Below are 15,053 nucleotides of genomic sequence, written 5' to 3'. Positions count from 1 at the left end.
CCCGGCGCCGCGTCAGTCGAGCAGCCGCTCCCGCAGCCGCTCCCGGACCTCCGCGGTGACGCCGAGCCCCTGCTCCAGGTAGGTGTCGACGGCGCCCCACCTCTCCTCGATGGCCTCGAAGGCGGCCAGCAGATACTCCTCGCGTGCGTCGAAGAGCGGGCTGAGCAGCTCCATGACCTCGGGGGAGTAGGCGGAGCGCGTGTCACCGCCGCGGTGCACCTTGTAGCGGCGGTGCTTGGCGTTGGACTCCAGGTAGTCGGCCACGATCGCGTCCCGCTCCACGTCCAGGGCGAGCAGCGTCACGGCGACGGACAGGCCCGCGCGGTCCTTGCCGGCTGCGCAGTGCATCAGCGTCGGGACGCTGTCCTCGGCGAGCGCGTGCAGCACGCGCGAGTGCTCCGCGGTGCGCTCCCTGATGATCGTGCGGTAGGAGGCGATCATGCGGTCCGCGCCCTTGCCGTCCCCGAGGATGCCGCGCAGCTGCTCGATGTCGCCGTCGCGGACCATCTTCCAGAACTCCGCGCCGTCCGCCGGGTCGGACAGCGGCAGGTTCACGTTGCGCACGCCCGGCAGCTCGACGTCGGGGCCCTCCAGTTTCTGGTCGGCCGCGTTGCGGAAGTCGAAGATCGTGTGCAGCCCCAGGGAGGCGAGGAACGCGGCGTCCTCCTCGGTCGCGTGCGCGAGGTGACCGCTGCGGAACAGCACCCCGTGGCGCACCCGACGCCCGTCCACCGTCGGCAGGCCGCCCACATCGCGGAAGTTGCGCACTCCGGCCAGCTCGGGCTCGGTCGACGGTATCTGCTGCGTCACGGGGGCTCCTCCCAGTCGGCTCCGCCGTCGCGGCTCGTCGACGGGCACCTCTCGACGATACGACACGGGTTCCTGAGGCAATGAGTTGTCCACAGGCGTTGCCGACAGGGCCCGCGGACGTTGATGATGTTGCTGCGTGATCGCACCTGTTCGAAACTGTGGGGGTTCGATGCTGGAGATCTCCGACGACGGCCGTACCTGGGTTCTTTCCGGGCCGGCCAGCAGTTACGCCGTCCACCTCACGGCCGACGACGAGCTCCTGCACCTGCACTGGGGGCCCCGGATCGCCCTGGCGGACGCGGAGGCCCTGGCCGTCCGCCCGCTGCCCGACTACCGGCCCTTCGAGTCCCCGCTCGACGGGCGCGAGGAGTACCCGGTCGAGGGCGGCGCGCGCTTCACGCGCCCCGCGCTGTCCGTGCGCACCGAGGAGCGGCGCGGCACCGAGTGGCGCTTCGAGGGCCACGAGGAGGACGACCGGGAGGGCGAGGGCGACGGCCTGCGGCTGCGCTTCCGGGACGACGGCCTGACGATCACGCTGCACTACCGCATGCGCGGTGACGTCGTCGAGCGCTGGGTGCGCCTGGACAACCAGGGGCCGGCCGTGGAGGTGCTCCGGGCCGACGCCGCCACCTGGACCCTGCCCGACCGCGAGGGCTGGCGCCTGTCGCACCTGCACGGGCGCTGGGCCGCCGAGTCCCGGCTGACCGGCGCGCCGCTCACCCACGGCGAGAAGGTCCTCGGCAGCCGCCGCGGTCACACCGGCCACCAGCACCTGCCCTGGGTCGCCCTGGACACCGACGCCACCGAGGAGCGCGGCGAGGTGTACGGCTGCGCGCTCGGCTGGTCCGGCTCGTGGCGGATCGCGGTGGCCCAACTGCCCGACGCGCGCGTGCAGATCACCGGCGGCGCCGGCTACGACGACTCCGGCCTGCTGCGCCTGGAGCCGGGCGATTCGTACGAGACCCCCGTCTTCGCCGGCCTGTGGAGCGAGGGCGGCTTCGGCGGCGCCAGCCGGGCCTGGCACGCCTACCAGCGCGCGTACGTCATCCCGGACGCGGAGCGGGACCGGCCCGTGCTGTTCAACTCCTGGGAGGCGACCGAGTTCGACATCTCCGAGGAGCAGCAGGGCGTCCTGGCGCGCCGGGCCGCGGCGATCGGCGTCGAGCTGTTCGTGGTCGACGACGGCTGGTTCGGCAAGCGCACCAGCGACCGGGCCGGCCTCGGTGACTGGACGCCCAACCCCGACCGCTTCCCGGGCGGCCTCAAGCCCCTCGCGGACTACGTGCACGCCCTCGGCATGCAGTTCGGTATCTGGGTCGAGCCCGAGATGGTCAACCCGGACAGCGACCTGTACCGTGCGCACCCCGACTGGGTGCAGTTCCAACCGGGACGAAAGCGGACGGAGTTCCGCAACCAGCTCGTTCTGAACCTCGCCCGCGAGGACGTCCAGCAGTACCTCTGGGAGCAGCTCGACGGACTGCTCTCCAGCGCCCCCGTCGACTACGTGAAGTGGGACTTCAACCGCTGCTTCACCGACGCCGGCTGGCCCGGCGACGCCTACCCGCAGCGCCTGTGGGTCGACCACGTCCGCGCCTTCTACGCTCTGCTGGACCGGCTGCGCGCCGCCCATCCGCACGTCGCCTTCGAGTCCTGTTCGGGCGGCGGCGGACGCATCGACCTCGGTGTCCTCGGCCGTACGGACCAGGTGTGGACCTCCGACAACACCGACCCGCTCGACCGGCTCGCCATCCAGCACGGCTTCAGCCAGATCCATCCCGCGCGCGTGATGGCCGCCTGGGTGACCGACAGCCCGAACACCCAGCTCAACGGGCGGGGCAGCTCGCTGCGCTTCCGCTTCGTGAGCGCCATGGCCGGCGTGCTGGGCGTCGGCGGGGACCTGTCGCGGTGGACGGAGGAGGAGCTCGCCGAGGCGGGGGAGTGGGTGTCCCTCTACAAGGAGATCCGGCCCCTCGTCCAGCACGGCGACCTCTACCGCCTGCGGCCGCCGCAGGGCGGGCTGAGCGCCGTGCAGTACGTCCGCGGGGACGAGACGGTCGTCCTCGCCTGGCTCCAGGCGCAGAGCTACGGCGAGCCCGTACCGGCGCTGCGGCTGCGCGCCCTCGACCCCACGGCATCGTATGAATGCCTCGAAACGGGCGAAACCCACAGGGGTGCCGTCCTGCTGCATCACGGACTGCGGACCGGGCTGCGCGGCGATCTGGATGCGACGGTTCTCCGGCTGCGCCGCATCTGAGCGTTCTGTCCGAATTGGCGCCTTGATTGGATTTCATTCCAACTCGCTCTGGAGTAAAGGACGCTGGAGCAGCGTCACGTGAGGAGCGTCATATCCGTGACCGTGCGTGGCGCGTCATGTTCACGTAATCCGCGCGGTTTTTCAGGGTGATTGGAAAAACGACCATGACGCTGATTCACGGAGGGTGACCGCGAATTCCCGAAAGGGATCAAGGGAAAGGCATTCACAGGGAACCGTCACTTGTCCCTTTGCGTCGTGGTCGCTTACGTTCGCCACCAATCCGGACGGACGCCCAATCCTGCCGCCGCCCGGAGACCGCACCACTCACCCGTGACGGCAGGAGCGGGGGACCCACAGGTACGACCGCCTGTTCCGGTTCCCGGAACGGCTAGGGGTTAAGCCGCGTCCAGGCGCGGCCGGGCATCTCCAGCCCGCACCCGACAGCTCACCTCGCAGGCGCCGGAGAGGAATTCGTCATGCCCGCGAAGGGTAAGCACCGCCGTCCGAAGACCCAGCGCCTCACCCGCTCGATAGCCGTCGCAGGCACCGGCGGGGCCGCGCTCGCCCTCCCCCTGATGGGGGCCGCCGGCGCCCACGCCGCCACTTCCCAGTCTGTTTCGGAAAAGGCCGTCCAGGCCCTTCCGGCGACCCAGAAGGCGACCGCCGAAAAGAAGCAGTCGACCGCCGGCTCCGGTGTGCGCACCTATTCCGTGCGGACCGGTGACTGCCTCGCGAAGATCGCCGACGAGCAGCACGTGGCCGGCGGCTGGAAGAAGCTGTACGCCGACAACCGCCAGGCCGTGGGCGACGACCCCTCGCTGATCCACCCCGGTCTCAAGCTCAGCATCGGCAAGAAGGCGACGACGGGCACCACCAAGTCGTCGACCCCGTCCTCCTCTTCGTCTTCGTCGTCCTCCTCGTCCTCGTCCTCCCGGACGTCCTCGAAGGACACGACCACCACGCAGTCCGCCCAGTCGACCAGCTCCTCCAGCGGCTTCACGCTGCCGGTCGCGGGCGGCACCATCGGCACGGGCTACCACGTGGCCGGCAGCATGTGGTCCAGCGGCTACCACACCGGCGTCGACTTCGTCGTGCCGACCGGCACCACCGTCAAGTCCGTCGGCGCGGGCACGGTCGTGACCGCCGGCTGGGGCGGCGCGTACGGCAACCAGGTCGTCGTCCGGCTCGCCGACGGCTACTACGCGCAGTACGCCCACATGTCGCAGCTCTCCGTCTCGGTCGGCCAGACCGTGACCGCGGGCCAGCAGCTCGGCCTCTCCGGCGCGACCGGCAACGTGACCGGCCCGCACGTGCACTTCGAGATCCGCACCACGCCGGACTACGGCTCCGACGTGGACCCGGTCGCCTACCTCCGCTCCAAGGGCGTCGCCGTCGGCTGACCCCACCGACCGAGCGCCTGACACGCTGCCGAAGGCCGGACCCCGATCCCCGGGTCCGGCCTTCGGTGTGCTCGCGGTGTCGACAGACGGGGGCGGGTGAGGGGAGAGTGATCCCCACCCGAGTGAAAGCGCTTGCTATCCGCGCTCGCTGTCCTCTCCTCCGAAGGAGCCGTCCGACGTGACGACCACGCGCAGAGCCTTCGCCGCCCTCGCCACCGGCGCCGCCCTGACCGCCCTCGCTCCCGTGCCGGCCGCGCACGCCGCCCCGCGCCGCCGGGGCCGGCTGATCGCCCACGACGACTTCCGGCACGGCCTCGGCCAGTGGGTGACCGAACTGCAGGACGGCGGCACCGTCACCGCCTCCCGCGGGGTCCTGGAGATCGACGTGCCCAGCGGCGCGACCGTCTGGTTCAGGAAGCGGCTCGAAGGGCCGTACGTCCTCGAATACACCGCCACTCCCGTCTCGGCGGGCGGGGCCGACGACCGCGTCTCCGACCTGAACAACTTCTGGAACGCGACCGACGTCCGCTCCCCGGACGACCTCTTCGCCATCCGGCGCGGCGGGGCGCTCGACGAGTACGACTACCTGAGGACCTACTACGTGGGATACGGCGCCAACTACAACACCACGACCCGGCTGCGCCGTTACGTCGGCGAGGCAGGCGTCCGCCCGCTCGTCTACGACTACACCGAGCCGCTCCTGGCAGCCAACGAACCCAACCGCGTCCGCATCGTCTCCGACGGCTCCACGGTCCGCTGGTGGAACAACGGGCGGCTCGTGTTCGACTACGCGGACCCCGAGCCGTACACCGGTGGGCACTTCGCCTTCCGCACGGTGTGGAGCCACTTCCGCATCACCGGGTTCCGGGTGTGGTCGACGCCTCAACAGCCCTGACAGGACACCTATTCCTGGCTTGGTGAATCTTTTGTCAGTGGCTTATGTCACCACTCGTCAAGCCCTCCTTACGGTCGCGTAGGTCACATTGAAAGGTGAATCATGACCTGCTGTGGCAGACGATTCGAAGAGTGACAGCAGAGCAGTGATCGGGTCGTACGTCGCGGTGGGGGACAGCTTCACCGAGGGCGTCGGCGACCCCGGCCCCGACGGGGCGTTCGTCGGCTGGGCCGACCGGTTCGCGGTGCTGCTCGCCGACCGGCGGCCCGAGGGCGACTTCAGCTACACGAACCTCGCCGTGCGGGGCAAGCTGCTCGACCAGATCGTGGCGGACCAGGTCCCGCAGGCCATCGACCTCGCGCCGGACCTGATCTCCTTCTGCGCGGGCGGCAACGACATCATCCGGCCCGGCACCGACCCCGACGAGGTCGCCGAGCGCTTCGAGCGGGCGGTCGCGCGGCTCACGGAGGCCGCCGGCACCGTCATGGTGACGACCGGCTTCGACACCCGGGGCGTCCCGGTGCTCAAGCATCTGCGCGGCAAGATCGCCACCTACAACGGTCACGTCCGGGCCATCGCCGACCGGTACGGCTGCCCGGTGCTCGACCTGTGGTCGCTCAAGACCGTCCAGGACCGCCGGGCCTGGGACGACGACCGGCTGCACCTCTCGCCCGAGGGGCACACGCGCGTGGCGCTGCGCGCGGGGCAGGTCCTCGGCCTGGAGGTGCCGGCCGACCCCGACCAGCCCTGGCCGCCGCTTCCGCCGCGCGGCACGTTCGAGGTGCGGCGGGACGACGTGCACTGGGCGCGCGAGTACCTGGTGCCGTGGATCGGCCGCCGGCTGCGCGGTGAGTCGTCGGGCGACCACGTCACGGCGAAGGGCGCGCTGTCACCGGACGACATCAAGATGCGGATCGCCTCGGTGGCGTGAGCGGGAACGCGCGGGGGTGGGGTGAGACGCGGGTGCCCAGCGTTTCGCGGGCTGTCAACGCCGCTTACGGCAGTCCCAGTTCGCGGGCGAGTGCCTCGTCCACCCACTCCTGTGCCCGGGTTCGTGAGACCGCGCCCGCGTAGGACGTCAGCTGCACGGCGAGACCGTCGAGCAGGGCCGTCAGCCGCAGGGCCGTGGCGGCCGGGTCGGGGCAGTGGAACTCGCCCGCGGCGACGCCCTCCGCGATGACCTCGGCCAGCGCCGCCTTCCACCGCCGGTCGAGGTCCCGTGTGACCTCCCGCAGCGCCGGCTCGCGCAGCGCCGCCGCCCAGCCCTCGATCCACAGCCGCCAGCCCTTGGCCTGGCCGGTCGGCGCGTACCAGCGCACCGCCGAGCGCAGTCTGCGCAGCGCCGTCGTGCGGCGGCCGAGCAGCTTGCGCAGGTGCGCGAGGTCGTCCTCGGCCGCGTAGGTGAAGGCGGCGGCGACCAGCTTCTCCTTGGTCGAGAAGTGGTAGAGCACCAGCGCGTTGCTCACACCGAGCGCCGAGGCCACGTCGGCGATCCGCACCGCCGCCACGCCGCGCGCCTCGATCTGCTCGATGGCGGCCCGCAGCAGCTCCTCGCGCCGCTCGGCCACGCTCAACCGCACTCTCGCCACGCCGTCACCCTATTGCGTCCCCGCCGGGGCCGCCGTGGCGGGCAGCGCCCCGGCGCCGACGGTCAGACGAGGTCGACCTGGTACAGGTCGGTCCGCTCGACGGCCGCGTCCCGTTCACCGGCCAGCGCGGTACGCCGGTCGTCGGCCATGAAGGCGTCGTACCCCGCCCGCGTGGCGAACTCGATCAGCTGGACCTCGTCCGGCCGTCCGTCGGCGCCGTCCGCGCGGGCCCGCTGCACCAACCGACCGCCGTGCTCCGGCAGCAGCGCCGGCACCTTGTCCTCGTACGAGGCGAGCGCCCGGGCGGCACCGGGCCGCGCCCACAGCAGCACACAGAGCTGAACCGTCATGCCGCCGGACTCCACTGGTGGCCCGACAGCACGGCGTGTGCCTCCATGCCGAGGGCTGCGTCGGCAGTGGGCTGGTCCCCGGCCGGGGGCCAACATGGTGTCCCCCAAGGGCGGTTCGGCCGTCACCGGTACCAGCCGAAGCGCTCGGCGATCACCGGCAGCCGGTCCGCGGCGATGGCGTGCGCGGCGGCCCGCGGAGTCGTCCCGTCGGCCTCCGCGCGGGTCAGCATCCGCTCGGTCAGGGCGCGCATCGAGCGGCGCGTGTGGGCGAACGCCTCGTCCGCGTCGGCGCCGATGTCGCCGAAGAGGGTCCACCACCACCAGGCGTTCGTCCCGGAGTTGACCACCACGTCCGGCAGCACGGTCACCCCGCGCGCGGTCAGCAGCTCCTCCGCCTCCGGCAGGACGGGCATGTTGGCCGCCTCGGCGATCCAACGCGCCCGCACCCGCGCCTGGTTGCCCGTGTCGACGGCGTACGACACGGCCGCCGGCACCAGCACCTCGGCCTCGGCGGACAGCCAGGCCTCGCCCGGCAGTTCACGGTCGCCGGGGCGCAGCGCCGAACGGTCCACCGTGCCGTACGCGTCCCGCGCCGCGAGCAGCGCCTCCACGTCGAGGCCCGCCGGGTTGGCGATCGTGCCCTTGATGTCGGCGACCGCGACGACCGTGAGGCCCGCCCGCGCGAGGAACCGGGCCGTCGCCCCGCCCATCGTGCCCAGGCCCTGCACGGACACGCGCGTGCCGGCGTACGGCCTGCCCGCCCGGTCCAGGGCGGTCAGCACCGCCTCGGCCACCCCGCAGCCGCCCACCAGCTCGTCCAGCCCGATGCCGTCCACCTCGACGGCGAACGCGTCCGCGAGCCGCCGCCGCGCGGCCTGCTCGTCGTCCAGCAGCGGATACACCGCCTGGACCGACGACACCAGCCCGGCCTCCGCCGCCGCCCGGTCCACCAGGTCCTGGGTCAGGCCGAGGTCCTCGCCCGTGGTCCAGAACGTCTCCACGTACGGCTTCATCGCGCGCAGATAGCGCACCAGCAGGCCGTACGCCCCCGGGTCCCGCGGATCGCAGTCGATGCCACCCTTGGCGCCGCCCAGGGGGACGTAACGCCCTTCGGGGTTGTAGTGCAGTGCCTCCTTCATCGTCATCCCGCGCGCCAGACCGGCGACCTCGTCGAGCGTGCAGCCCGCCCGCATCCGCAGCCCGCCGCTGGAGACGCCGCGCACCAGCCGGTCGACGACCAGGTAGCCGTTGCGTCCGGTGGCGTGGTCCGTCCAGGTCAGCGACAACAGGGGCGCGGTCATGCGGTCTCCTCGGTCGTGCGGGCTTCTCGGCGGTGCGGTGTCTTCGGCAGCGGACTGCGGGCATGTCCGCCGGCACATTCTTACTGAACCGCTGGTCAGTATGGGAAGGCGGGTGTGTCCGTCTCCTCTGGCTCCCGCCGGCTCCTCCTTTGGGTTTTCCTTGGAATCCGCACGCCGGGGCGGGGACGATCGGGTGTTGTCAGAGGGGCGGACCATAATGGAATGCCTCACCGACTCCACCTGGAGGTACCGTGTCCGGTTTCCGTTCCCTGAGCTCCGGGCTCCGCGCGCTGCAGCCCGCGGCCTTCGGCGCGGACCCGAGCGGCGAGCGCATGGCGCGCATCCGCAGATCACCGCACTTCAAGGACGGGGTCTTCCAGAATCCCGGGGGCACCGCGCGCACCCGGCCCGACGGCTCCATGCTCGACTTCGCGAAGGTCTTCTTCGACAAGGACGAGCGTCCCCGCCGCGGCCCCCAGGGCACGGTGCCGGTGCATCCGACGACGCTCGCCGACATCGCCCGGCCGCCCGCGACCGGACTGCGACTGACCTGGATGGGTCACTCCAGCGTCCTCGCCGAGATCGACGGGCAGCGCGTGCTCTTCGACCCCGTCTGGGGCGAGCGCTGCTCCCCGTTCTCCTTCGTCGGACCCAAGCGGCTGCACCCCGTTCCGGTGCCGCTGGCCGCGCTCGGCCCGGTCGACGTCGTCGTCATCTCGCACGACCACTACGACCACCTCGACATGCCCACGATCAAGGCGCTGGCCGGCACGGACACCCTGTTCGCCGTGCCGCTCGGCGTCGGCGCCCACCTGGAGCACTGGGGCGTGTCCGCCGACCGCCTGCGCGAGCTGGACTGGCACGAGGAGACCAAGGTCGGCGGACTCACCCTCACCGCCACCCCGGCCCGTCACTTCTGCGGCCGCGGCCTGCGCAACACCCAGCACACCCTGTGGGCCTCCTGGTCCGTCGCCGGTGCCGAGCACCGCATCTACCACAGCGGCGACACCGGGTACTTCGAGGGCTTCAAGGACATCGGCGCCGCGCACGGCCCGTTCGACGCCACGATGATCCAGATCGGTGCCTACTCCGACTTCTGGCCCGACATCCACATGACGCCCGAGGAGGGCATGCGGGCCCACCTCGACCTCCAGGGCGGGCAGCCGCACGGCGTGATGCTCCCCATCCACTGGGCCACCTTCAACCTGGCGACCCACGCCTGGGCCGACCCCGGCGAGGGCACCGTCACCGCCGCCCGCGCGGCCGGCGCCCGCATCGCGCTGCCCCGTGCCGGCGAGCCCTTCGAGCCCACGGCCGAGTCGGTTCCCGCCACCCCGTGGTGGCGCGAAGCAGCCAAGGCGCCGGCGGGCGGCTGGCCCGTGACGGACGCGGTGGCGGGCGCGGCCCTGAAGGCGACGGCGGACTCGGCGTCACGCGACCAGGCCGACACGGCGGAGGACACCGGGGAGCCGGAGACGGTGGCGGCCGGCTGACGCAGGCCGTTGCCTGGTCGGTGCCGCGGCCGCCACGATCCGGTGCGCCGGGCGTCCGACCGGGGTGGGGCGGTCGGCACGGCGTTGTGGTGGAGGCTTGCGGGGTGGTGGTGCGGGAGAGCGTGACGGTCGGGGTCGATCTCGCCGCCAGTGCGCGGCGGACGGCCGTGTGCCGGCTGGGCTGGGCGGCGGACGGGAGTCTGTCGGCGGTCGAGTTCCCGGTGCCGGACGGGGACGAGGCGCTGCTCGACCTCGTGCGGGCGGCCGACAAGACCGGCCTGGACTGCCCGCTCGGCTGGCCGTCCAGCTTCGTGGCCACCGTCCTCGCCCACCACGAGGGCCGCCCGCTGCCCTCCCCGGCGCGCTTCGGGGAGCGCGCGGACGGCAGACCCGGCCTGGACGCCCTGCGGTTCCGGCTGACCGACGACCTCACCTGGAAGACGACCTCGACACGGCCGCCGCTGTCGGTCTCCACCGACCTCCTCGGCGTCGTGGCCCTGCGCGCCGCCCGCCTCCTGGACGCCCTCGGGGCGAGCGGCACTCCCGTGCCCCGGGACGGCTCCGGAGCGGTCGCCGAGGTGTACCCCGCCGCGGCCCTGCGCCTGTGGGGCGTCCGGCTCGGCCGCAGCTACAAGAACGGCACTGCCGAAGCGCGCGCGGTACGGGAGGAGGTGCTCCGTCCGATCGAGACGGGCCTCGCGTGCCCCCTTCCGCCGTCGGCGCGGTCGCGGTGCCTCGACAGCCACGACCATCTCGACGCGTTCGTCTGCGCCCTGGTCGCCCGCGCCGTCCTGGTCGGCGACACCCGATGGCCGCAGACCGGCGACGAGCGTGCCGCCGCCCGGCAGGAGGGGTGGATCCATCTGCCCGGACCGGACCTCGCCGCACTGCGCGGGAACTGACCACTCGCCGGCCGACGTTCTCGCCGGTCTTCTTCCGCTGGAGGTCTCGGTTCCTCCGTTGAAGCGACCGATTCCCGGTCAACACGCTCAGTGACGTTCAGGGGAAGGCCAGTAAGAGGGCGAGAGGCGCCGAAAACGGTCCCGGAAGGGCCGCGAGCGGACAAGCGACGGTCGTCGACGAGGAGCGGCGCCGCCGGTCTCCGTCCTCTCCGATGCCCGCTCGCGACCGCTTCTGACCAGCTCTGATCGGCGCACCGTCCGACAGGATCGTATGCCTGCGCGGTTTATCGGTCTGTCGTGCGAGCTCTCATACCAGAGCGGGACGCTCTCCGGGGGACTTTGTCAACTGCCCACCGCACGTGATGCCTTGGCGACTACTGTGAGTGTCCGTTGGGCGACGGGAGGCCGAATTCCCGGCTCCGGCGACCGACACCGCGACGCATGCCCGAACGGCGCAGACCGCGCCCCGGCACCGACGGACCAGTACGAGGACACCGATGTCTCACCTCCGCGCACCGGCCGCACGCGCAGACCGCCGCGAGGGCGGCCGGCACGGACGGCCGGTCGCCCACCCCGCTCCCTCGCTGCCCGAGGCCCGGATACGGCCCCAGCTGCTCCGGCTCGCCGTACTGCCGCCGGTCGCGGTCGCCCTCAGCGCCTGCGCGGCCGTCCTGTTCACGGTCCGCTCCACCGGGGCCCGGCCCGGCCTCGCCCTGTGGGGCGTCCTCACCGGTGCCGTCACCGTGACCCTCGCCGGCATCGTCATCGCGGCCGTCGCCGCCGATCGCGCCGCCCGCTGCGTCAGCGACCGCATCGGCGCCCTGCGCCGCAGCACCGCCCGCGGCGAGGCCGACCTGCGGGCCCTCGTCGAGGCGCTGCGCCGGGGCGAGGGCCCGCCGAAGCGCAAACCCCGTGGCGGACCGCCCGAGGACGCCGACGACTTCGAGCTCCTCGCAGCCGACCTCGCCCGCGCCCACGACGGCGCCGTCAGCGCCGTCGTCCAGGCCACCCAGCTCTCCAGCCAGGCGGGCAGCGAACAGAAGCTGGAGGTCTTCGTCAACCTCGCCCGGCGGTTGCAGTCGCTGGTGCACCGCGAGATCTCCATCCTCGACGAGCTGGAGAACGAGATCGAGGACCCCGACCTGCTCAAGGGCCTCTTCCACGTCGACCACCTCGCCACCCGCATCCGCCGCCACGCCGAGAACCTCGCCGTGCTCGGCGGCGCCGTCTCCCGGCGGCAGTGGAGCCACCCCGTCTCCATGACCGAGGTGCTGCGCTCCGCCATCGCCGAGGTCGAGCAGTACTCCCGGGTCAAGCTCGTGCCCCCGATCGACGGCGAGCTGCGCGGGCACGCCGTCGCCGACGTCATCCATCTGCTGGCCGAACTCGTCGAGAACGCCACCGTGTTCTCCGCCCCGCACACCCAGGTCCTGCTGCGCGCCAACCTCGTCACCTCCGGACTGGCCGTCGAGGTCGAGGACCGCGGGCTGGGCATGCCCGTCGGCGAGCAGAGCCGGATGAACGCGCTGCTCGCCGACCCGGACCAGGTGAACGTCGCCAGCCTGCTGGCGGACGGCCGCATCGGGCTGTTCGTGGTCTCCCAGCTCGCCCGCCGACACGGCATCACGGTCCGGCTGCAGACCAACATCTACGGTGGTGTGCAGGCCGTACTCGTCGTCCCGCAGGGCCTGTTGGGCACCGGCCCCGATGTCCCCGGCGCCCTGCCGCAAGCGCACGGCGGCAGCGGCGGGCCGGGACAGCCGCGGCCCGGCGGAACGCCGTCGCCCCCGCTGCCCTACGCCCCACCCGGCCCCGGCACGGGCAGTCAGCCCGTCGTCACCCCGCACAACGGGGCATCCGTGCAGAACGGCGCCGCCCGCCCCGGCGGCGCACCGGCCCCGCCGCTGCCGGTGCGCGGCACGCACGAGGGCCGGCCCACCCCGGCGGAGGCGGTGCCCGGCATCAGGCCCGACGACCGGCGTCTGCTCGCGCAGAACACGGACGCACCGCCCATGCCCCGCGCCGGCACCGTCCGCGGCACCATGGGCAAGCCGCAACTGCCCCGGCGCCGCGCCCAGGAGCACATCGCACCCCAACTCCGCGACGGCCCGGCGCCCCGCCAGGACTACGAACCCACCGCCGGCCACGACCCCGGCCTCATGGCGGCCTTCCAGCGCGGCATCACCCTCGCGGAGGCCCAACAACACATGGAGGCGGACCACATGGTGGCGGACCACGCGGGGGCGGACCACATGGAGGCGAGCCACGTAGAGGCAAGCCACGTAGAGGCAAGCCACGTAGAGGCAAGCCACATAGAGCCGCCCCACACCGCCGCCTCCCGCCACCCGGATCCGGACCCGGCCCCGGACCCGGACCACATGTCCGCACCCCCCATGTCCGCATCCCCCATGCCCCCGTCCCCCACGTCCCCGTCCCCCATGTCCCCAGCCCCCACCTTCCCGTCCCCACCGCTGTCCTTCACCCCCATGCCCGCGCCCGCCGGGCACGAGGCCCGTACCGCGCACGACACCGCTCACAGGCACGACAACGCGCCCGGTACCGACCACCCCATCCGGCACGACGGGAGCACACCGGCCGGATGACCAGCCCCGTTCCCACCCCCGCCCCCAGCGCTCCCGCAGACCTTCGTAACCCAAGGAGTCGATCCACCATGGCGAGCGATGCGCCGACCGGCCATGTATCCGATCTCGACTGGCTGATGAGCGGCCTCGTGCAGCGCGTCCCGCACACCACCAGCGCGGTCCTCCTCTCCTGCGACGGACTGGTGAAGTCGGTCCACGGACTCGACGCCGACAGCGCCGACCACATGGCCGCGCTGGCCTCCGGCCTCTACTCCCTCGGCCGCAGCGCCGGAGTCCGCTTCGGCGACGGCGGGGACGTCCGGCAGGTCGTCGTCGAGCTCGACTCGACCCTGCTGTTCGTGACCACCGCCGGCTCCGGCACCTGCCTCGCCGTGCTCGCCGGCCGCGAGGCCGACGCCGCGGTGCTCGGCTACGAGATGGCGATGCTGGTCAAGAGCGTCCGCCCCTACCTGGTGACCGCGCCCCGCCAGCAGGCCGTCGAACCCACGGCGATGAGGCCTTGAGCGTGGCGGCGGCCGGCGACGGGCCCTGGCTCGACGACGCGGCCGGACGGCTGGTGCGCCCCTTCACGGTCAGCAACGGCCGCACCCGGCCCACCATCGCGCTGGACCTGATGTCGCAGGTGATGGCCACCGGTGTCACCCCGCTCGGTTATCTCGGCCCGGAACACGCGCAGGCGCTCGACCTGTGCCGCGCGCCCGTCCCGGTGGCCGAGGTCGCCGCCCATCTGAAGCTGCCGGCGGCCGTCACCAAGGTGCTGCTGTCGGACCTCGTCGACTGCGGGGCGCTGACCACCAAGCCCCCCGCGTTCCACGACAACCCCACTGACCGGGCTCTTCTGGAGGCAGTGCTCGATGGACTACGACGACAGCTCTGACCCGTTCCCCACCGCGCTGAAGATCCTGGTCGCGGGCGGGTTCGGGGTGGGCAAGACGACCTTCGTGGGCGCGGTCAGCGAGATCGCGCCGCTCAGTACGGAGGAGCTGCTCACCACGGTCAGCGCCGCGACCGACAGCCTCGACGGGATCGAGAACAAGCTGGAGACGACGGTGGCCATGGACTTCGGCCGCATCACGCTCGATCCGGAACACGTCCTGTACCTGTTCGGCACCCCCGGACAGGAGCGGTTCTGGTTCATGTGGGACGAGCTCTCCGAGGGGGCGCTCGGCGCGGTGATCCTCGCCGACACCCGGCGGCTGGAGGAGTGCTTCGCCGCCGTGGACTTCTTCGAACAGCGCGGCCTCGGCTTCATCGTCGCGATCAACGAGTTCGACGGCTCGTACCGCTACGACCCCGAGGAGGTCCGCGCCGCCATAGACCTGCCCCCGGACGTCCCCGTCGTGCGCTGCGACGCCCGGATCTCCAGTTCCGGCGTGCAGACCCTGCTCACCCTCGTCCGGCACCTCATCGCCCACGCCCCGGCGCCCGCGCCGAGCCACGGCGCCCACATGTGATC

The 15,053-nt window shown here is 72.5% G+C and carries 14 protein-coding genes and 1 riboswitch; of the genes, 10 read left to right on the top strand and 4 right to left on the bottom strand.

Annotation, left to right across the window (positions count from 1 at the left end; all coding sequences use genetic code 11):
* Positions 1-12: 12 nt before the first annotated feature.
* The gene (locus ACYF6T_RS21960) at positions 13-810 is read right to left on the bottom strand and encodes a tyrosine-protein phosphatase (RefSeq protein ID WP_461698503.1); all 798 of its coding nucleotides are present in this window, start codon (positions 808-810) and stop codon (positions 13-15) included.
* Positions 811-979: 169 nt separating this feature from the next.
* On the opposite strand from ACYF6T_RS21960, the gene ACYF6T_RS21955 reads away from it, so the two are divergent.
* From ACYF6T_RS21955 to ACYF6T_RS21940, 4 genes are all read left to right on the top strand, one after another.
* Positions 980-3,064, top strand: a complete 2,085-nt coding sequence (locus ACYF6T_RS21955; protein ID WP_461698502.1) for an alpha-galactosidase — start codon at positions 980-982, stop codon at positions 3,062-3,064.
* 315 nt (positions 3,065-3,379) lie between these two features.
* Positions 3,380-3,536, top strand: a riboswitch (cyclic di-AMP (ydaO/yuaA leader).
* Positions 3,537-3,540: 4 nt separating this feature from the next.
* Positions 3,541-4,464: a M23 family metallopeptidase gene (locus ACYF6T_RS21950; protein WP_461698501.1), complete on the top strand. Its 924-nt coding sequence runs from the start codon at positions 3,541-3,543 to the stop codon at positions 4,462-4,464.
* 178 nt (positions 4,465-4,642) lie between these two features.
* Entirely contained in the window at positions 4,643-5,359 is a 717-nt protein-coding gene (locus tag ACYF6T_RS21945; protein WP_461698500.1) for a DUF6250 domain-containing protein, read from the top strand.
* 145 nt (positions 5,360-5,504) lie between these two features.
* Entirely contained in the window at positions 5,505-6,290 is a 786-nt protein-coding gene (locus ACYF6T_RS21940) for an SGNH/GDSL hydrolase family protein (RefSeq protein ID WP_461698628.1), read from the top strand.
* A 64-nt stretch (positions 6,291-6,354) separates the two neighbouring features.
* On the opposite strand, the gene ACYF6T_RS21935 is transcribed toward ACYF6T_RS21940, so the two are convergent.
* From ACYF6T_RS21935 to ACYF6T_RS21925, 3 genes are all read right to left on the bottom strand, one after another.
* Positions 6,355-6,948 (bottom strand): TetR/AcrR family transcriptional regulator, encoded by a 594-nt coding sequence (locus ACYF6T_RS21935; RefSeq protein ID WP_461698499.1) that lies wholly within the window; start codon positions 6,946-6,948, stop codon positions 6,355-6,357.
* 62 nt (positions 6,949-7,010) lie between these two features.
* Positions 7,011-7,298: a hypothetical protein gene (locus tag ACYF6T_RS21930; protein WP_461698498.1), complete on the bottom strand. Its 288-nt coding sequence runs from the start codon at positions 7,296-7,298 to the stop codon at positions 7,011-7,013.
* 122 nt (positions 7,299-7,420) lie between these two features.
* On the bottom strand, positions 7,421-8,599 hold the full coding sequence (locus tag ACYF6T_RS21925; protein WP_461698497.1) for a glutamate dehydrogenase: 1,179 nt from the start codon (positions 8,597-8,599) through the stop codon (positions 7,421-7,423).
* 251 nt (positions 8,600-8,850) lie between these two features.
* Here ACYF6T_RS21925 and ACYF6T_RS21920 point away from each other — a divergent pair, with 251 nt between their 5' ends.
* From ACYF6T_RS21920 to ACYF6T_RS21895, 6 genes are all read left to right on the top strand, one after another.
* Positions 8,851-10,092: an MBL fold metallo-hydrolase gene (locus tag ACYF6T_RS21920; RefSeq protein ID WP_461698496.1), complete on the top strand. Its 1,242-nt coding sequence runs from the start codon at positions 8,851-8,853 to the stop codon at positions 10,090-10,092.
* A gap of 122 nt (positions 10,093-10,214) precedes the next feature.
* Entirely contained in the window at positions 10,215-10,994 is a 780-nt protein-coding gene (locus ACYF6T_RS21915) for a DUF429 domain-containing protein (protein ID WP_461698495.1), read from the top strand.
* A 497-nt stretch (positions 10,995-11,491) separates the two neighbouring features.
* The gene (locus tag ACYF6T_RS21910; RefSeq protein ID WP_461698494.1) at positions 11,492-13,597 is read left to right on the top strand and encodes a sensor histidine kinase; all 2,106 of its coding nucleotides are present in this window, start codon (positions 11,492-11,494) and stop codon (positions 13,595-13,597) included.
* 68 nt (positions 13,598-13,665) lie between these two features.
* Positions 13,666-14,100, top strand: a complete 435-nt coding sequence (locus ACYF6T_RS21905; RefSeq protein WP_461698493.1) for a roadblock/LC7 domain-containing protein — start codon at positions 13,666-13,668, stop codon at positions 14,098-14,100.
* Between the two features lie 2 nt (positions 14,101-14,102).
* On the top strand, positions 14,103-14,474 hold the full coding sequence (locus ACYF6T_RS21900) for a DUF742 domain-containing protein (protein WP_461698627.1): 372 nt from the start codon (positions 14,103-14,105) through the stop codon (positions 14,472-14,474).
* Positions 14,452-15,051, top strand: a complete 600-nt coding sequence (locus ACYF6T_RS21895) for a GTP-binding protein (RefSeq protein ID WP_461698492.1) — start codon at positions 14,452-14,454, stop codon at positions 15,049-15,051. Before ACYF6T_RS21900 ends, ACYF6T_RS21895 begins: the two co-directional genes overlap by 23 nt.
* Positions 15,052-15,053 lie beyond the last annotated feature (2 nt).

The sequence above is a fragment of the Streptomyces sp. 7R007 genome (assembly GCF_054850255.1).
The sequence above is the reverse complement of the archived record's forward strand: the minus strand, read 5'-3'. Positions and strand labels throughout refer to the sequence as shown.